General features: G+C 66.9%; 20 protein-coding genes. 15 read left to right on the forward strand and 5 right to left on the reverse strand.

The genetic code is table 11. The annotated features are described in order from the left end of the window. Positions 1 to 4: 4 nt before the first annotated feature. From C7I84_RS18565 to C7I84_RS18575, 3 genes are all read right to left on the reverse strand, one after another. On the reverse strand, positions 5 to 661 hold the full coding sequence (locus C7I84_RS18565) for a thiamine phosphate synthase (protein WP_106773710.1): 657 nt from the start codon (positions 659 to 661) through the stop codon (positions 5 to 7). Positions 662 to 773: 112 nt separating this feature from the next. After that, the gene (locus C7I84_RS18570) at positions 774 to 1,067 is read right to left on the reverse strand and encodes a helix-turn-helix domain-containing protein (RefSeq protein ID WP_106773711.1); all 294 of its coding nucleotides are present in this window, start codon (positions 1,065 to 1,067) and stop codon (positions 774 to 776) included. Between the two features lie 4 nt (positions 1,068 to 1,071). Further along, entirely contained in the window at positions 1,072 to 1,407 is a 336-nt protein-coding gene (locus C7I84_RS18575; RefSeq protein ID WP_106773712.1) for a type II toxin-antitoxin system RelE/ParE family toxin, read from the reverse strand. Between the two features lie 129 nt (positions 1,408 to 1,536). Here C7I84_RS18575 and C7I84_RS18580 point away from each other — a divergent pair, with 129 nt between their 5' ends. From C7I84_RS18580 to C7I84_RS18630, 11 genes are all read left to right on the forward strand, one after another. Continuing rightward, complete coding sequence (locus C7I84_RS18580) at positions 1,537 to 2,307, forward strand: sulfite exporter TauE/SafE family protein (protein ID WP_106773713.1); 771 nt, start codon at positions 1,537 to 1,539, stop codon at positions 2,305 to 2,307. A 143-nt stretch (positions 2,308 to 2,450) separates the two neighbouring features. Continuing rightward, complete coding sequence (locus C7I84_RS18585; RefSeq protein WP_106773714.1) at positions 2,451 to 3,617, forward strand: OpgC family protein; 1,167 nt, start codon at positions 2,451 to 2,453, stop codon at positions 3,615 to 3,617. 120 nt (positions 3,618 to 3,737) lie between these two features. Further along, entirely contained in the window at positions 3,738 to 5,378 is a 1,641-nt protein-coding gene (locus tag C7I84_RS18590) for an acyl-CoA synthetase (protein WP_106773715.1), read from the forward strand. A 166-nt stretch (positions 5,379 to 5,544) separates the two neighbouring features. Further along, entirely contained in the window at positions 5,545 to 5,994 is a 450-nt protein-coding gene (locus tag C7I84_RS18595) for a hypothetical protein (protein WP_245428493.1), read from the forward strand. Between the two features lie 300 nt (positions 5,995 to 6,294). After that, entirely contained in the window at positions 6,295 to 6,813 is a 519-nt protein-coding gene (gene rcdA, locus C7I84_RS18600) for a protease adaptor protein RcdA (RefSeq protein ID WP_106773716.1), read from the forward strand. Between the two features lie 103 nt (positions 6,814 to 6,916). Beyond that, complete coding sequence (gene ruvC / locus C7I84_RS18605) at positions 6,917 to 7,429, forward strand: crossover junction endodeoxyribonuclease RuvC (protein WP_106773717.1); 513 nt, start codon at positions 6,917 to 6,919, stop codon at positions 7,427 to 7,429. 44 nt (positions 7,430 to 7,473) lie between these two features. Beyond that, the gene (ruvA, locus tag C7I84_RS18610) at positions 7,474 to 8,094 is read left to right on the forward strand and encodes a Holliday junction branch migration protein RuvA (RefSeq protein WP_106773718.1); all 621 of its coding nucleotides are present in this window, start codon (positions 7,474 to 7,476) and stop codon (positions 8,092 to 8,094) included. 58 nt (positions 8,095 to 8,152) lie between these two features. Further along, entirely contained in the window at positions 8,153 to 8,437 is a 285-nt protein-coding gene (locus tag C7I84_RS18615; RefSeq protein ID WP_106773719.1) for an AbrB/MazE/SpoVT family DNA-binding domain-containing protein, read from the forward strand. Continuing rightward, positions 8,434 to 8,832, forward strand: a complete 399-nt coding sequence (locus tag C7I84_RS18620; RefSeq protein WP_165816126.1) for a type II toxin-antitoxin system VapC family toxin — start codon at positions 8,434 to 8,436, stop codon at positions 8,830 to 8,832. The genes C7I84_RS18615 and C7I84_RS18620 overlap by 4 nt, the downstream gene beginning before the upstream one ends. A gap of 112 nt (positions 8,833 to 8,944) precedes the next feature. Continuing rightward, positions 8,945 to 9,985: a Holliday junction branch migration DNA helicase RuvB gene (ruvB, locus tag C7I84_RS18625; protein ID WP_106773721.1), complete on the forward strand. Its 1,041-nt coding sequence runs from the start codon at positions 8,945 to 8,947 to the stop codon at positions 9,983 to 9,985. Positions 9,986 to 10,113: 128 nt separating this feature from the next. Continuing rightward, positions 10,114 to 11,022, forward strand: a complete 909-nt coding sequence (locus tag C7I84_RS18630) for a metallophosphoesterase (RefSeq protein WP_106773722.1) — start codon at positions 10,114 to 10,116, stop codon at positions 11,020 to 11,022. 6 nt (positions 11,023 to 11,028) lie between these two features. Here the strand turns inward: C7I84_RS18630 and C7I84_RS18635 are convergent, their stop codons facing one another. Continuing rightward, positions 11,029 to 12,282 carry a glycoside hydrolase family 5 protein gene (locus C7I84_RS18635; RefSeq protein ID WP_106773723.1) on the reverse strand — a complete coding sequence of 418 codons (1,254 nt, stop codon included), beginning with the start codon at positions 12,280 to 12,282 and terminating at the stop codon, positions 11,029 to 11,031. 51 nt (positions 12,283 to 12,333) lie between these two features. Here C7I84_RS18635 and ybgC point away from each other — a divergent pair, with 51 nt between their 5' ends. Next, complete coding sequence (gene ybgC / locus C7I84_RS18640) at positions 12,334 to 12,795, forward strand: tol-pal system-associated acyl-CoA thioesterase (RefSeq protein WP_106773724.1); 462 nt, start codon at positions 12,334 to 12,336, stop codon at positions 12,793 to 12,795. A gap of 15 nt (positions 12,796 to 12,810) precedes the next feature. On the opposite strand, the gene C7I84_RS18645 is transcribed toward ybgC, so the two are convergent. Beyond that, positions 12,811 to 13,647, reverse strand: a complete 837-nt coding sequence (locus tag C7I84_RS18645) for an acyltransferase (RefSeq protein ID WP_106773725.1) — start codon at positions 13,645 to 13,647, stop codon at positions 12,811 to 12,813. A gap of 268 nt (positions 13,648 to 13,915) precedes the next feature. On the opposite strand from C7I84_RS18645, the gene tolQ reads away from it, so the two are divergent. From tolQ to C7I84_RS30085, 3 genes are read left to right on the forward strand one after another with little or no spacing between them, the layout of a single operon-like run. Continuing rightward, positions 13,916 to 14,632, forward strand: a complete 717-nt coding sequence (gene tolQ / locus C7I84_RS18650) for a protein TolQ (RefSeq protein ID WP_106773726.1) — start codon at positions 13,916 to 13,918, stop codon at positions 14,630 to 14,632. A 10-nt stretch (positions 14,633 to 14,642) separates the two neighbouring features. Then, positions 14,643 to 15,101, forward strand: a complete 459-nt coding sequence (gene tolR / locus C7I84_RS18655; RefSeq protein ID WP_106773727.1) for a protein TolR — start codon at positions 14,643 to 14,645, stop codon at positions 15,099 to 15,101. A gap of 6 nt (positions 15,102 to 15,107) precedes the next feature. Further along, a complete protein-coding gene (locus C7I84_RS30085) occupies positions 15,108 to 16,268 on the forward strand; it encodes a hypothetical protein (RefSeq protein ID WP_106773728.1) in 1,161 nt (386 codons plus the stop codon). Positions 16,269 to 16,290 lie beyond the last annotated feature (22 nt).

Consider the following 16,290-nt stretch of genomic DNA (forward strand, 5'->3'; position numbering starts at 1 on the left):
GGCGTCAGTTCCCGAACCGCGGCGCGGTCCGGTCGAGGATCGCGTTCGCCTGTTCCACCGCAGCGCGCGGATCGGCGTCCGGCCCGAACACCGCGCTCGACAGCGCAACGAAGTCGGCGCCGGTCGCGGCCACAGCCTCGACCGAAGAGACGTCCGACCCGCCCAGCACGATGCAGGGGATTTCCACCAGCTCCGCCCACCAGGCTCCGAGCGCCAGGTTGCGCCGGTGCGGCTCCGGCTTGGTGTCGAAGCCGAAGCGGCCGAAGAACATGTAGTCGGGCTGCGTCTCGCCGAGCTCCAGCGCGTCGTCGCGGGTGGTGGCGCCGCCCGTCCCGACGATCATCCTGCCCTGCCAGCGCTCCACCGCCTGGCGCAGCTCGTCCTTGGCCATCTCCAGATGGATACCGTCGGCCCCGACCCTGCCGGCGATGCGCGTGTCGCCGGCAACGATCGCGGCGATGCCGGCTTCCTGGGCGATGCGCACGATCGGCGCGGCGAAATCCTGGAAGGCGGCCTCGCCGGCGCGGGCCGGCAGGATCAGCGAGGCGACGTCGCCGCCGGCGGCGGCTTCGAGCAGGCGCGGGCCGAAGCTCTCGGCGTCTTCGCCGGACGGCGCGATCAGCACGAGGCGGCAGCGGTTGGGGGGCGTTCTGTCGGTCATGTCGGTGCGGCGGAACGCCTTTGGTTCGAGCTATACGGAGGCGCGCAGCCATGCCGCGCGATCATGTTTGCATTTTGACATAGACGAGGCTGCCCGCTTTGAACAGGCTGGCCTACGCGGCATGCAACGCCCGGTCGACGGCCTCGCGCTCCCGCTGGATAACGATCAGATAGGCCCGGGCCGCGCTGTCGGGTGACGACCGCCCCTGCTCCCAATCGCGCAACCGCGCGAGCCCGAAGCCATACTGCGCGGAAAATTGCTCCTGGCTTAATCCTAGACCCTTGCGGATGCTCCGTACGTCGATCGTTTCCGGAACATGGAGTGCGCCGCGATCTTGATCGCCCTGGGCGAATGCGATGGCGTCCTCCAGGCCCGCCTTGATCTTTTCGAACGCGTGTTTTGTCATTGGCTCACCTTCCATAGTGTTCGAACAGTATCTTGGTCAGCTTCGCCAAGTTGTTGCGCTCGGCTTTGGTCAGGTTGTCCTTTTCGCCCTTGCCAAACACCGTGATCAGAAACACGGGAAAGTGGACGCTGCCGAAGGCGAAGATGATCCGGTATCCGCCGCTCTTTCCTTTGCTGCGGCCGGCGAGCCGGACTTTCCGGCAACCACCGGTGCCCTGCATGATGTCGCCGCTGTGCGGATCCCACGCAACCAGATCGATCGCTGCGGCTCGCTCGGCATCCGTCATGCCGGCCGCTTTGGCGGCCGCGAGATAAGCATTGGTTTCGACGACCGTCTGCATGACCTATGCTACGGAATTTCCGGAGTTCGTCAAGTTGGCACATACAATACTTCCGGCCCGCGCCTTTCATGCCAGGTCTATGCAAAGCGGGGCAGGCCGGGTTATGCAGCGGCGAAAGGCCCTCCCCGCATGACCGCTCTCCTCACCGATCCGTGGTTCTACGCCGCCGCCGTGCCGGCGGTCATCCTGGTCGGCCTGTCCAAGGGCGGCCTGGGCGGTGCTTTCGGCTTCGCCGGCGTGCCGCTGATGGCGCTGGCGATGTCGCCGGTGCAGGCGGCGGCGATTCTGCTGCCCATCCTGATCCTCATGGACCTGGTATCGTTGTGGAGCTGGCGCGGCGTCTTCGACCGCGACCTGCTGCGCTCCATGATGCCCGGCGCGCTGGTCGGTATCGGCGCCGGCTGGCTCACCGCCTCGCTGGTCACCGCCGACATGGTCCGCCTTATCGTCGGCGCCGTCGCTTTCGTCTTCGTGCTGCGCTGGATCTATCAGCAGCTCCGCCATGGCGGCGGCCATGCGGCGTCGCGCAACCCTGTGCTCGCGGCCTTCTGGGGTACGGTCGCCGGCTTCACCAGCTTCGTCGCGCATGTCGGCGGCCCGCCCTTCCAGGTCTATGCGCTGCCGCTCCGGCTCGACCCGAAGGTGCTGACCGGCACAGCCGTCATCTTCTTCGCCATCACCAACGCCATCAAGCTCGTTCCCTATTTCGCGCTCGGCCAGTTCGACGCGACCAATCTCGCCGCTTCCGCAGCGCTGATGCCGATCGCGCCGCTGGCCACGCTGGCCGGCGCATGGCTGGTGCGGCGGATGCGGCCGGAGGTCTTCTATCCGTTCACCTATGCCACCGTGGCGCTGATCGCGGTGAAGCTGCTGTGGGACGGCGCCGCGCAATTGTTTTGAGCTGAAACATTTCGTGATGGGAAATTGGCGGGAATTCGGCCGCGACGCATGCTGCCGCCACACGGCCGTCACATGACGCACCCGCAATGTCGCACCGGGCGGGCGGCAAGGAACTTTGTTCGCGTTTGGAACTTTACGCCGCGATGACGACCAACACAGCCTCCACGCGGGATACCCGCATCGACGTATTCCGCGCGCTGGCGCTGCTGACGATCTTCGTCAACCACGTCCCGGGCACGGTCTTCGAGCACCTCACGCACAAGAATTTCGGCTTCTCCGATTCGGCGGAGGCCTTCGTGCTGATCTCGGGCATCGCCGTCGGCCTCGCCTATGGCCTGAAGTTCGAGCCGGGCAGCCGGCTCTTGATGACGCTCAAGGCATGGCGGCGCGCCTGCGTGCTCTATGTCGCCCATATCGTCACCACGGTGGCGACGCTGGCCATGTTCTCGGCCGCGGCGCTGTGGTTCGCGCGCCCCAAGCTGCTGGAGATGATCAACATCACGGCGCTGGTGGAGGATACGCCGCGCGCGCTCGTCGGCCTCGCCACGCTCGGCCATCAGGTCGGCTACAACAACATCCTGTCGATGTATGCCGCGGTGCTCGTCATGCTGCCGCTGTTCCTGCTGCTCAGCCGCGTCAGCCTGGTGCTGATGGTCACCGTCTCCGGCCTCGTCTGGTTCGCCGCCGGCTACTGGCAGATCGCGCCCTCCAACTATCCCACCGACGGCTTCTGGTTCCTCAACCCGCTGTCCTGGCAGTTCCTGTTCGTGATCGGCATGGCCTGCATGCTGCATGTGAAGCGCGGCGGCGCGATCTGCTACAGCCGCCCGCTGGCGGCGATGTCGCTGGGCTTCATCGTCCTGGCCTTCGTCTGGGTGCGCGGGTCGTTCTGGGGGCTGGAGGCGTCCATCGACCTGCCGCCGGTGCTTTCCGGCTTCGACAAGACCTTCCTGTCGCTGCCGCGGCTGCTGCACGTGCTGGCGCTGGCCTATCTGATCGTCGCGATCCCGTCGCTCTCCAACCTGGCGCGCACCGGCGCCAACAGCCCGCTGGCGGTGCTCGGCAGGCATTCGCTGCCGGTCTTCATCGCCGGCACGATGCTGGCCATGGCCGGACAGGTGCTGAAGGTCGTCTATGGCGGCGGCGTGCTGTTCGACACCGCCCTGATCGGCGCCGGCATCGCGCTGCAGTTCACGCTGGCGTACTGGCTGGAATGGCTGCCGACGATCGGCTGGGGCGGCAAGCGACCGGCGCCGCGACCGGCCGCGCCGCCGGCGCCATACGAGGGGCGCGGGCTGCGGCCCGCCTGACGGCGGGCGGCCCTCCTTTCCTCGTCCACTTTCCCTCCGTACGAGGAACGGAATTTCTTCCCCGCCGCCGCGGCGCGCTCTAGGATCGGCGCAAACACCAGCCGTTCCGGGGAGCGAATCTTGCCCAGCATCTACGAGGTCGGCCTCGACCGCAGCGCCGCCAACCACCAGCCGCTGACGCCGCTGACGCTGCTGGAAAGGGCAGCCAAGACCTTTCCGGATCAACCGGCGATCGTCCATGGGGGCCTGCGCCTCTCCTACCGCGATTTCTGGCGGCGCTCGCTGCAGCTCGCCTCGGCGCTGGCGGCGAAGGGCATCGGCAAGGGCGACACCGTCACCGTCATGCTCTCCAACACGCCGGCGATGCTGGAGGCGCATTTCGGCGTGCCGATGGTGAAGGCGGTGCTGCATTCGCTCAACACGCGGCTGGACGCGGCGGTGGTCGCCTTCCAGCTCGACCATGCCGAAGCGAAGGTGGTGATCGTCGACCGCGAATTCTCCGCCGTCATGCGCGAGGCACTGGCGCTCGCCGCGGTCAAGCCGCTGGTGATCGACTACGACGATCCCGACTATCCGGCCGATGCGCCCTATGCGAAGGGCGAGCGGATCGGATCGCTCGACTACGAGGCGTTCGTGCAGTCCGGCGATCCGGACTTCGCCTGGTCGATGCCGGACGACGAATGGGACGCCATCGCGCTCAACTACACCTCAGGCACCACCGGCAACCCGAAGGGCGTCGTCTATCACCATCGCGGCGCGGCGCTGATGGCCACCACCAACACCATCCATGCTGGCATGGGCAGGCATCCCGTCTATTTGTGGACGCTGCCGATGTTCCACTGCAACGGCTGGTGCTTCCCGTGGACGCTCGCCCTGCAGGCCGGCACCCATGTCTGCCTACGCTGGGTGCGCGCCAGGTCGATGTACGACGCCATCGCCGACCACGGCGTCACCCATCTGTGCGGCGCGCCGATCGTCATGTCGATGCTGATCAATGCATCCGGAGAGGATAGGCGCGACTTCCCGCAGACGGTGACCTTCAACACCGCCGCCGCGCCGCCCCCCGAGGCCGTGCTGGCCGGCATGGCCGAGGCTGGTTTCGCCGTCACGCATCTCTACGGCCTGACCGAGACCTACGGCCCGGCCGTGGTCAACGAATGGCACGGCGAATGGGACAGCCTCGACGCGGGTGCGCGCACGGCCAAGAAGGCGCGGCAGGGCGTGCGCTACGCCTCGCTGGAGGGGCTGACGGTGATGGACCCGGCGACCATGCGCGAGACGCCCGCCGACGGCCAGACCATCGGCGAGGTGATGTTCCGCGGCAACATCGTCATGAAGGGCTACCTGAAGAACAGGAAGGCGACGGACGAAGCCTTCGCCGGCGGCTGGTTCCACTCCGGCGACCTCGGCGTCAAGCATCCGGACGGCTACATCCAGCTCAAGGACCGCTCGAAGGACATCATCATCTCTGGCGGCGAGAACATCTCCTCGATCGAAGTGGAGGACGCGCTCTACAGGCACCCGGCGGTGGCGTCCTGCGGCGTGGTCGCGCGCGCCGACGACAAATGGGGCGAGGTGCCGGTCGCCTATGTCGAGCTCAAGCCCGGCAGGACGGCGACCGAGGCCGAGATCATCGAGCACTGCCGCAAGCTGCTGGCGCGCTTCAAGGTGCCAAAGGCGGTGGTCTTCGTCGAGATCCCCAAGACCTCGACCGGCAAGATCCAGAAGTTCCGGCTGCGCGAGATGGCGAAGGCGGGGTGAGCGGACGAGGGGCTACCTGCCTCGGTTTCGCCGGTGTAACCGTCCGTATCCTTTTTCGAGCGCGGCCGACACGGCTCGGAAACAGGCGGGGTGTCTAACAGCCGCGGGCGATGGGGTGACCGGCAGGGCCGCCTCCCCATCGATCGCGGAACTGAAAGGACACTCTATGCAAGGCGTTGCACGGAACTTCTTCACGCTGGCCATCCTCTATGCGCTCTGCGGCATGGCGCTCGGCCTGCATATGTCGATCACCCACGACCACGCGCAGATGCCGGTCCACGCGCATGCGATGGTGGCCGGGTGGCTGATGTCGGCGGTGTTCGCCTTCTTCTACCATCTTGTGCCGGCGGCCCGCCTGTCGTGGCTGGCGCAGGTGCATTTCTGGGTCTCGGCGGTCAGCGGCGTCATGCTGATGGTCGGGCTGTACTTCCTGCTTGCCGGCAACGCCGCGGTCGAGCCGATCGTCGCCGTCGGCTCGATGGCGTTTTATGCCGGCATGCTGCTGTTCGCCTTCATCGCCTTCTCGACGATGCACAAGCCGGCGGTTTCCGGCTCGGATGTGTATCTGGATGGCACAGACGTAGGCCGGCCGGTAAAAAATTCTCCGACGCGTTAAGCGTCCATTAAGCTTTACAGCCGTTTATTGGGGGCATCCAGTTATCTGGATTCTTACCGAGTGGTTGGAGCCACTTCGTTTGACGCCTCCCTGTTAAACTCTCGAGAGCCGCTTTCCGCGGCTCTTTTTTTTGTGCCGGGCCGGCCCGTTAACCCTTTGTTAAACATGCTCTTGCCTTCGCCTCCGCAGCGGCGCATCTTCCATGCTCGAGAGGAATCGGCAAGAAGGCGACCGCAGAGGGCGGCTGACGCCCGGCACGGGCCTCCATCGGGCCGGAGAATGACGACGGGCACAGCCTTCATGGAAAGCAGACAACCGATCAAGCTCGCCGAACGGCGCGTCTTCTCCGATTCCTTCAAGCCGCTCTACAACGAAGGCATGAGCCTGGTGGAGCGCGCCGCCGAATATCTGGACGGGCCGGGCCGCAGCGAGGCGCGCAAGCTGTCGCGCATGGCCGCCACGCTCTACGCCGCCGAATCGATGCGCCTCACCACCCGGCTGATGCAGATAGCCTCCTGGCTGCTCCTGCAGCGCGCCGCCAATTCCGGGGAGATGACGCGCGACCAGGTGGCGGCCGAAAAATGCAAGGTGCGGCTCGATACGGCGTCGGCGCCGGACCACGCGACTGGCTGGAACGAGCTGCCGGAGGCGTTCCTGTCGCTGGTCCAGCGCTCGCTCAGCCTGCAGAACCTGGTGCGCCGCATGGACGAGGAGATCTACGGGCGCACACCCGACGGCCCCGGCGAGCCGCTGGCGCGCCGCAGCAATCCGGTTTCCGACCAGATCAGCCTGCTCAACACCGCCTTCGCGCGCGGCTGAGGCGGGCAGCCGAGGCCGACGCTCCGGGCGTCCTGCATCCGACTGTTTTCGTTTCGTTCACATTTTCCTGACAGGCATGCGGCGAAAAGGATAGGTTTCGTCCATGCAGGAAACGATTCGCATCATCGGCATCGACCCTGGCCTGCGACGCACCGGCTGGGGCCTGGTCGAGGCGCGCGGCAATGCGTTGTGTTTCGTCGCCTCGGGCACGGTGCGCTCCGACGACAAGGCATCGCTGGCCGAGCGACTGTGCCAGCTGCATGACGGGCTCTGCGTGGTGCTCGACACCCACGCGCCCCAGGAAGCGGCGGTGGAAGCGACCTTCGTCAACAAGGACGCCACCGCCACGCTGAAGCTCGGCCAGGCACGCGGCATAGCCATGCTGGTGCCGGCGCGCGCCGGGCTGGCCGTTGCCGAATACGCGCCCAACGCGGTGAAGAAGGCGGTGATCGGCGTCGGCCACGGCGACAAGAAGCAGATCCACATGATGGTGAAGGTGCTGCTGCCGAAGGCGACCTTCGTCGGCGACGACGCCGCCGACGCGCTGGCCATCGCCATCTGTCACGCGCATCACCGGCAGGGGCTGGGCGCGCGGCTGGCGGCGCTGGCGGGCTGACATTGCACGGGGTGGGAGTTGTCCTGGGCCAAGGGGGCGTCTGAATGATCGGCAAGCTCAAGGGCGTCGTCGACGAGATCGGCGAGGATCATTGCACGGTCGACGTGCATGGCGTCGGCTATTTCGCGCATTGCTCGGCGCGCACGCTGGCGACGCTGCCCGGCGCCGGCGAAGCGGTGACTCTGTTCATCGAGACCTATGTGCGCGAGGACATGATCCGCCTCTACGGTTTTCGCACCGCTCTGGAGCGGGAATGGTTCCGCCTGCTGATGGGCAATGTGCAGGGCGTCGGCGCCAAGGTGGCGCTGTCGGTGCTGTCGACGCTGGAGCCGGCCGACCTCGCCAACGCCATCGCGCTGCGCGACATCGCCATGGTGTCGCGGGCGCCCGGCGTCGGCAAGAAAGTGGCCGAGCGCATCGTCACCGAGCTCCGGACCAAGGCGCCGGCCTTCGCCGGATCGGCATCGGGGACGATCGGGCTGAAGCAGGAACTCGGCGAGGGCGTTGCGCCGGCGCCGGTGGCGGACGCCGTCTCGGCGCTGACCAATCTCGGCTATTCGCGCGACACGGCTGCAAATGCGGTTGCGGCGGCGCTGAAGGTGGCCGGCGAAGGCGCGGATTCGGCGAAGCTGATCCGGCTGGGGCTGAGGGAGCTGGCGCGGTAACTTGCGAACTGGCCCCATCCTTACTATGCTTGCCGAGTAAGAATTTGGAAGCAAGTCAATGAGCTATTCCGCCAAGATTACCACAAAAGGGCAGACGACAATCCCGCAGGAAGTGCGGGAGCACTTCGGGCTGCAGTCCGGCGATCGCGTCGAGTTCGTCATCGTGGAGGGTGGCGCCATGATGATCCCCAAGAACAAATCGGTTGCCGATCTCTTCGGAATTCTCGGCAGACCGCCGGCCGGCGCGGGCGCAACGCTCAAAGACTTCGACGAAGCGATCGGTCGATATGTCGCAGAGGACGACGAGAGGATCTCGCGTGAATGGCGAGAGCGCCACAAATGATCGGGGTGGATACGAATGTCCTGCTTCGTTTCGTGGTCATAGAAGACATCGGCGAATCGGAACGAGCTGCTGCGTTTTTCGGTGCACGCCACGCCGACGACCCCGCCTTCGTCAGCATCGTCGTTCTCGTCGAGTTCATCTGGGTGCTTCGGAGCCGCTATCGATTCTCACAGGATCGCGTCGTGTTCGTGATCGAGAGCTTGATGTCGTCTCCAGCTTTCGTGTTCGAGGAGCAGCACCATCTCTCGACGCTGTTGCGCGGCTCGAAGGTCAAGGCGGGAGACCTGGCCGATCATTTGATCGCGCTTTCCGCCGCGCGGGCAGGCTGCTCCCGCACAGTGACGTTCGATGCCGCCGCCGCGTCGGCCATCCCGTTGATGGAATTGCTGGCATAGGGTGGAAGTTGATGGGATTGAAGGTGACCACGCTGGCGAGGATCGGCCTGAAAGAGGGTTTCAAGTGGTCAAGGGAGAGGTGGGGATCGCTCCCTTCCAGGAGCGACAGGTCGTGAGCCAGCCCGCCCGCCTCATCTCCTCCGAAAAACGCGGCGAGGACGCCGATGCCACGCTGCGGCCGCAGACGCTGGACGAGTTCGTCGGCCAGGCGGACGCGCGCGCCAACCTGAAGGTTTTCATCGAGGCGGCGAAGGCGCGCGGCGAGGCGCTCGACCATGTGCTGTTCGTCGGCCCGCCCGGCCTCGGCAAGACCACGCTGGCGCAGATCATGGCGCGCGAGCTCGGCGTCAACTTCCGCTCGACCTCCGGCCCGGTGATCGCCAAGGCCGGCGACCTCGCGGCGCTGCTCACCAATCTGGAAGAGCGCGACGTGCTGTTCATCGACGAGATCCACCGGCTCAATCCGGCGGTGGAGGAGATTCTTTATCCGGCCATGGAGGATTTCCAGCTCGACCTGATCATCGGCGAAGGACCGGCGGCGCGCTCGGTCAAGATCGAGCTGGCGAAGTTCACGCTGGTCGCCGCCACGACGCGGCTCGGCCTGCTCACCAATCCGCTGCGCGACCGCTTCGGCATCCCGGTCCGGCTCAACTTCTACACGGTCGAGGAGCTGGAGCAGATCGTGCGGCGCGGCGCCCGCATCCTGCAGCTGCCGATGGCCGACGACGGCGCCTCGGAGATCGCCCGGCGCGCCCGCGGCACGCCGCGCATCGCCGGCCGGCTCTTGCGGCGCGTGCGCGACTTCGCCAGCGTCGACGGCGCCGAGCGCGTCTCGCGCAAGGTAGCGGACGAGGCGTTGCGCCGGCTCGACGTCGACGCGCTCGGCCTCGACCAGCTCGACCGCCGCTACCTGACGATGATCGCGCAGAATTTCGGCGGCGGGCCGGTCGGGGTCGAGACCATCTCCGCCGGCCTGTCCGAGCCGCGCGACGCCATCGAGGACATCATCGAGCCCTACCTGATCCAGCAGGGTTTCATCCAACGCACCCCGCGCGGCCGCATGCTGACGGCCAATGCCTGGAAACATCTCGGGCTGGAGGCGCCGCGCAACCTGGCGGCGACCCAGGCGAGCTTGTTCGAGGATGACGCCTGAGGTCTTGCTGGCCGGCGACGTCGACGTCGTTTTTCCTGCACCAAATCTCCTGAAATCGGCCGCCATGCCGGCGCATTGGCCTGGCATCTCCTCGCAAGCGGCGCGGCAACCCTTGCGAGTGGACCTCGATGATCACCAGACGCGGTTTTTTACGGCTTGCCGGCGGCTCGCTGCTGGCGACGCTCGCGCTCGGCGGCTACGCCTTCGGCGTCGAGCCGCAGCTTCTGACGCGGGTGCAACGCTATGCGTTGAAACCGCCGGGCTGGCCCGACGATCTTCGGCTGCGCATCGTGGCGCTTGCCGACATACACGCCTGCCGGCCGTGGATGCCGCCGGAACGCATCGCAAAGCTGGTGGCGCGCGCCAACACGCTGGAGCCTGACGTCATCGTGCTGCTCGGCGACTATGTCAGCGGCACCTGGCTGGCGACCGACTGGGTCGATGCCGCCGAATGGGCGCCGGTGCTCGGCCGGTTGAAGGCGCCGCTCGGTGTGCAGGCGGTGCTCGGCAATCACGACTGGTGGGAGGATCTGACCGCCCAGAAGGCCGGACAAGGGCCGACCATCGCACACCGCGCGCTGGAGAAAGCGGGAATCTCGGTGCTCCACAACGATGCGGTCCGGCTGGAGAAGGATGGACAGGCGTTTTGGATCGCGGGCCTCGGCGACCAGCTGGCGCTGCGCCCCGGCAAGCGCTGGGGCCGCAAGGGATTTCACGGCGTGGACGATCTGGACGCAACGCTGGACAAGATCACCGACGGCGCGCCGGCGATCCTGCTGGCGCACGAGCCGGACATCTTTCCGAAAGTGCGGCACCGCATCTCGCTGACGCTGTCGGGTCACACCCATGGCGGCCAGGTGCGGCTGTTCGGCCATGCACCCGTGGTGCCGTCGCGCTTCGGCAACCGCTACGCCTACGGCCACATTGTCGAGGACGGCCGCCACCTGATCGTCTCCGGCGGGCTGGGGTGCAGCATCCTGCCGGTGCGCTTCGGCATGCCGCCGGAAATCCTGCAGATCGATCTCGGCGACGTTTGACCGAGATCAGTCCGGCAAGCTCCGCACCACGTCTAGCACGTCGCTTTCGGCCGGCCGGCGGTCGAATTCTTCCACGACCCCGAACGCCCCGCCATAGCTCCACATCGACCAGGCATAGCCGTGTTTCTCGGCGTGGCCGATCATGTCGCGATAATAGGCGGCGCGCTGGGCGGCCGGCACGACGTAGGGTCCGCGATATTCCTGGCGGATCATGCCGAACTCGCCGAACAGGATGTCTTCGGATCCGACACCGTGCTTCTTCGCCCAGGCGTCCACCGTGGCGAACGGTTTTTCCATGATGGCCGAGAGCTTTTCCGGCGTGTCGATCGCGGAGACCAGCTCGTCCAGATAGGCCTTCATGCCGGCGCGGCGCGACCATGGCGCCTCTGCGTCGATCGTGTTCTTCACCTTCGCCACCGCCGCCTCCAGCTCGGCGCGCGGCGCGCTGCTTGGCGGATAGGGGATGCCGGTCACGTAGCGGATGAAGTCGCCGGCCCATGTGGCGCCCTGGTGCGTCAGCAGGAAGGGGTCGTACGAATGGAAGCCCCACATCAGGTTGTCGTCGGGAAAATCCTTCGGGTCGAGCGCGGCAAGCCCTTCGGCGCTGCTCCAGCAGGCGCCGGTCAGCACCAGCGTCAGCCGCGTGGCCGAAGCGCGCGCCGCCGCGAACAGGCGCTTCAGCCTGTCCGCCCAGATTCCGGCCTCCGCGCCCTCGCAGCCGCTGGTCGGCTCGTTCATCAGTTCGAGCGCGACCAGCGCCGGGTCTTCGCCGGCCAGCGTGCGCGCCATGCGGCGCACCACGTCGAGGTAGCGGTCGAACAGGGCGGGGTCATCGAGGATCTGCTGCGTGCCGATCGACCGGCCGCCGCCGGCCGGCACGATGTGCATGTCGACCACCACCTTCAGGCCGGCGGCATTGACCATGCGCGCCGAGTCGCGGACAGAGTCGAACAGGTCCTCGACCAGATGCGCCGACTGCCCGGACAGGAACGGCACGGGGTCGACCGGCATGCGCACGAAGTCGAGACCGGCAGCCCGGAGCGCCTCGAGGTCGGCTGCCTTCAGGAACTTTCCCCATTCCGGATAGGGCAGGATGGCGTCGGGCTCGCTCCAGCGCTGTTCCGGCGGCCAGGTGATCCACAGGTCGAGACTGACGCCGCGCCGGGCCGAGAAGCTGGCGGCCGATCCCGCCTCGGCCCAGGCAAGCAGCAGCATCGCCGCGGCAAGGCAGGTCTTGAACATCCCGATCATAAGTGCCATCCGGTTCGCCGCCGCGATAGGTGTCAGCAAGCCGTGCAAAAGGAAAGTGCGATGGGCGATCATGGTGAACAGCTCGCCGCCGGGCTCTCCGGCATGCTCACCACGACCGGCCACCGGCTGATGGCGCGCGTCTATTATGCAGACACCGACTTCTCCGGCGTCGTCTACCACGCCCGCTACCTGGAATTCCTGGAGCGCGGGCGCTCCGACTTCCTGCGACTGGCCGGCGTCCACCACACCGAGCTCGCCGACGGCAAACATGGCGAGCGCATCATCTGGGTCGTGCGGCGCATGGAGATCGATTTCGCCGCGCCGGCCCGCATCGACGACGTCCTCACCGTCGACACCCGCACCGAGGAGATTTCCGGCGCCCGCATCACCATGGCGCAGACGCTGTCGCGCGGCGGCCAAGTGCTGGTCAGGGCGCGGGTGGAGGCCGCCATCGTCGGCGAGGGCGGCAGGCCGCGCCGCTTCCCGAAGGAATGGCTGCCCGCCTTCATGCCGAAATCGTGATAGCGGGTCGGGGGCTCAGCTCTTCCAGTGATTCATCTCGGCGGCCGAAAATCTCGGCTTCCGCGCCCGGTGCCAGGTGATGCCGCGCTTGACTATGCTGGCCGGCGCTCCGGCCAGCACCACGCCCTCCTCGTCGAAGCGGCCGTTGACGAAGGAGCGTGCGCCGACGACCGAGTCGGCGGGCACGGCCGCGCCCTTGGCGATGATCACCCCGACGCCGATCCAGACGTGATCGCCGATCTCCACGGAGGCAGCCGGGTTCGTCCGCATGCGGGTCTCCCGGTCGATGAGCGAATGGGCGTCGGTGCTGCGGATCTCGATGCTGCGCGAGAGCAAGCACCATTTTCCTATGCGGATGTCGGTTCCCTCAGCGCACAGGATTGTGACGTCGGCAGCGGCCGAATCGTCGCCGAAGACGACGGTCTGCCCGAAGCCCTTGATGAAAATCTTGCCGTTATAGTCGCATCGGGTGCCGATCAGCAGCCTGTTGCCTTGGCCGCCGATGACCACCGATCCGCTGAAGCTCGTCTCATCGGCGATGCGCAGCAGGTTTCCACTCCCGCGGAGCTTCGCCGTGCCATCGAACCGCGAGCCCGCGGCCAGTTCCAGCATGTTCTGCTTGCCGCGGAACTCGATCCTGCCGTTGAACGCCGCGTCCCTGCCGAACTCGACGCGGTTCTCCTCGCCGGCTGCAATGGTATCCCGGCCGCGAACGCGCGCCCGGCCGCGCAGGGAGCGGACCCCGCCGGCGACGAGTCGCCCCCGGCGTCCCATCCTGTTGAACAGGAGGCGGTCGATCGGCCGCCGCAGCCAACCGAGCCATCTTGCAGTTTCCGTGATCCCAAAGAGCATCGACCCCTCCCCATGCGCCGCATGGCCGATACGACGCCACGTCAGGCGCCCCTGTCATAACGCATCCTTAACCTTAACGGCCCATGAAGAAATCGATGACAATCGCGGCGATCCGTGCGCGCCTTGGTTTTACCAAACTTTCCCCCGAAAAGGCCGCATCGGCACATTTCGGGGCAGGCGCGCCTGGTCGCGTCGCGATTAAGCGACGGAATGCTGCCATGGGCGGGCCGGGGGCCGATGCCCGGATACCTTTAGGGATTGTCTGACTATGGAAAACCTCCCTCTCGCCGAGCCGGGCGTGCAGTTGTCGGTTTGGGCACTTTTCTGGCAGGCCGGCTGGGTCGTCAAGCTGGTGATGATCGGCCTGCTGTTCGCCTCGATATGGACCTGGGCGATCATCGTCGACAAGGTCCTGGGCTTCGCGCGCATGCGCCGCTCGCTCGACCGGTTCGAGCAGGTGTTCTGGTCAGGACAGTCGCTCGACGAGCTCTACCGCACGCTGTCGGACCGCAAGCCGACCGGCATGGGCTCGATCTTCGTGGCGGCCATGCGCGAATGGAAGAAGAGCTTCGAGAAGGGCGCGCGCTCGCCGATCGGCCTGCAGAACCGCATCGACAAGGCGATGGACCTGGCGCTGACCCGCGAGATGGAACGGCTCGAGGGCCGGCTCGGCTTTCTCGCCACCATCGGTTCGGCCGGCCCCTTCATCGGCCTGTTCGGCACGGTTATCGGCATCATGACCTCCTTCCAGGCGATCGCCGGCTCGAAGTCGACCAACCTTGCCGTCGTGGCGCCGGGCATCGCCGAGGCGCTGCTCGCCACGGCGATCGGCCTGCTCGCCGCCATCCCCGCCGTCATCGCCTACAACAAGCTGTCGTCCGACGCGGGCAAGCTGGCGGTGCGCATGGAAGGCTTCGCCGACGAGTTCTCGGCCATACTGTCGCGCCAAATCGATGAAAAGATACCGCAGCAGCGGGCAGCCTGAGGACTAGACGATGGGAATGTCTGTAGGCGCAGCGCGGTCGGGTCGCGGCGGACGCGGCCACCGGCGGCGCGGCCGCCATCACGGCCTGATGTCGGAGATCAACGTCACGCCCTTCGTCGACGTGATGCTGGTGTTGCTCATCATCTTCATGGTCGCCGCTCCGCTGCTCACGGTCGGCGTGCCGATCGACCTGCCGGAGACGCAAGCCAAAGCGATGAATGCCGACACGCAGCCGATCACCATCTCGGTGAACCAGGCCGGCGAAATCCACCTGCAGGAGACGGTGATCCCGATCAACGAGGTCGTACCCAAGCTGCAGGCGATCGCCAAGACCGGCTACGAGGAACGCATCTTCATCCGCGGCGACAAGCTGGCGGACTACGGCACCGTCATGAAGGTGATGGCCGAGATCAGCGCCGCCGGCTTCAAGAACATCGGGCTTGTCAGCCTGCCCGAACAGGGCACCTGATCGGCGATGAAGGCCGGCCTGACAACATCGGTGGTCCTGCATGCGGCCGTGCTCGGCTTCGGCCTGCTGTCGCTGTCGGCGCCGGCGCCGCTCCAGGTCGCCGATGTCGAGGCGCTGCCGGTCGACATCGTGCCGATCGAGGAGATGACGCAGATCCAGCAGGGCGACAAGAAGGCGCCGATGGCCGAGACGCCGGCACCGATGCCGACCAAGCGGCCGGACATCGTCGCCGACGCCCAGAAGGTGGGCGAGAACGACATCGACACCGACAACCCGCCGACACCGGCGGATAAGCCCAGACCGGTGAAGACGGCGGAGGCGACGGCGCCCGCGCCGAAGCCGGTCGAGAAGCCGAAGACCGAGGACACGCCGAAGCCGCCGGAGGAGCCGAAGCCGGTGCCGGCGACCGAGGTGGCGCCGGTGCCCGCGCCCAGGCAGGAGGTGAAGCCGGAGCCGGTGAAGGAACCTGAGCCGAAGCCGGAACCGGTGAGGCAGCCCGAGCCCAAGCCGGCCGAGAAGCCGCAGGAGACGGCGGCGGCCGAGCCGGTGAAACCCGACGCCGTGGCCGAGGCGATCGCCGAGGAACAGGAGAAGCCGGCCGAGCAGGTGGCGCAGCTGCCCGACAGCGCGCCGCGGCCGGAGGCGCGGCCGCGCCCGGCGCCGGCCGAAACCGCCAAGGCGCCCGAGCGCAAGACCTCCGAGAAGCCGGTGCGGGAAGCCTCCTCGCGGCCGCAGTCGGAGGACACCGGTTCGATCGAGAATCAGGTCGAGGCCCTGCTCAACAAGGAAAAGTCGAAGGGCGGCGGGGCCAAGCGCTCCAACCAGCAGGCCGCACTCGGCGGCGAGCGGACCACGGGCGGCTCGAAACTGTCGCAGAGCGAGATGGACGCGCTGCGCGGCCAGGTGCAGCGCTGCTGGAACATTCCGGCCGGCGCGATGGACGGTGGCAATCTGCGCGTCTCGGTGAAATTCAAGCTCGACCCGTCCGGCGCGCTCGAAGGCAGCCCGGAGATTATTTCGGGCGGCGGCTCCAGCGGCGTCGAGAGGGCTGCCGCCGAAGCCGCGCGGCGGGCCGTGGCGCGCTGCTCGCCCTACACGCTGCCCGCCGAGAAATACGAGGCCTGGGCGGACGTCATCGTCAATTTCGATCCCAGCGAGATGTTCTGAGCGTCTCCGGATCTTTGAACGA

Origin of the sequence: Kumtagia ephedrae (assembly GCF_003012745.1) — a bacterium.
GTDB classification, from domain to species: domain Bacteria; phylum Pseudomonadota; class Alphaproteobacteria; order Rhizobiales; family Rhizobiaceae; genus Kumtagia; species Kumtagia ephedrae.

What these genes read in the sequence shown, in the direction of transcription:
- C7I84_RS18565 (WP_106773710.1), bottom strand. Translation starts at nt 661, where the DNA reads ATGACCGACAGAACGCCCCCCAACCGCTGCCGCCTCGTGCTGATCGCG.
- C7I84_RS18570 (WP_106773711.1), bottom strand. Translation starts at nt 1,067, where the DNA reads ATGACAAAACACGCGTTCGAAAAGATCAAGGCGGGCCTGGAGGACGCC.
- C7I84_RS18575 (WP_106773712.1), bottom strand. Translation starts at nt 1,407, where the DNA reads ATGCAGACGGTCGTCGAAACCAATGCTTATCTCGCGGCCGCCAAAGCG.
- C7I84_RS18580 (WP_106773713.1), top strand. Translation starts at nt 1,537, where the DNA reads ATGACCGCTCTCCTCACCGATCCGTGGTTCTACGCCGCCGCCGTGCCG.
- C7I84_RS18585 (WP_106773714.1), top strand. Translation starts at nt 2,451, where the DNA reads ATGACGACCAACACAGCCTCCACGCGGGATACCCGCATCGACGTATTC.
- C7I84_RS18595 (WP_245428493.1), top strand. Translation starts at nt 5,545, where the DNA reads ATGCAAGGCGTTGCACGGAACTTCTTCACGCTGGCCATCCTCTATGCG.
- rcdA (WP_106773716.1), top strand. Translation starts at nt 6,295, where the DNA reads ATGGAAAGCAGACAACCGATCAAGCTCGCCGAACGGCGCGTCTTCTCC.
- ruvC (WP_106773717.1), top strand. Translation starts at nt 6,917, where the DNA reads ATGCAGGAAACGATTCGCATCATCGGCATCGACCCTGGCCTGCGACGC.
- ruvA (WP_106773718.1), top strand. Translation starts at nt 7,474, where the DNA reads ATGATCGGCAAGCTCAAGGGCGTCGTCGACGAGATCGGCGAGGATCAT.
- C7I84_RS18615 (WP_106773719.1), top strand. Translation starts at nt 8,153, where the DNA reads ATGAGCTATTCCGCCAAGATTACCACAAAAGGGCAGACGACAATCCCG.
- C7I84_RS18620 (WP_165816126.1), top strand. Translation starts at nt 8,434, where the DNA reads ATGATCGGGGTGGATACGAATGTCCTGCTTCGTTTCGTGGTCATAGAA.
- C7I84_RS18630 (WP_106773722.1), top strand. Translation starts at nt 10,114, where the DNA reads ATGATCACCAGACGCGGTTTTTTACGGCTTGCCGGCGGCTCGCTGCTG.
- C7I84_RS18635 (WP_106773723.1), bottom strand. Translation starts at nt 12,282, where the DNA reads ATGGCACTTATGATCGGGATGTTCAAGACCTGCCTTGCCGCGGCGATG.
- ybgC (WP_106773724.1), top strand. Translation starts at nt 12,334, where the DNA reads ATGGGCGATCATGGTGAACAGCTCGCCGCCGGGCTCTCCGGCATGCTC.
- C7I84_RS18645 (WP_106773725.1), bottom strand. Translation starts at nt 13,647, where the DNA reads ATGCTCTTTGGGATCACGGAAACTGCAAGATGGCTCGGTTGGCTGCGG.
- tolQ (WP_106773726.1), top strand. Translation starts at nt 13,916, where the DNA reads ATGGAAAACCTCCCTCTCGCCGAGCCGGGCGTGCAGTTGTCGGTTTGG.
- tolR (WP_106773727.1), top strand. Translation starts at nt 14,643, where the DNA reads ATGGGAATGTCTGTAGGCGCAGCGCGGTCGGGTCGCGGCGGACGCGGC.
- C7I84_RS30085 (WP_106773728.1), top strand. Translation starts at nt 15,108, where the DNA reads ATGAAGGCCGGCCTGACAACATCGGTGGTCCTGCATGCGGCCGTGCTC.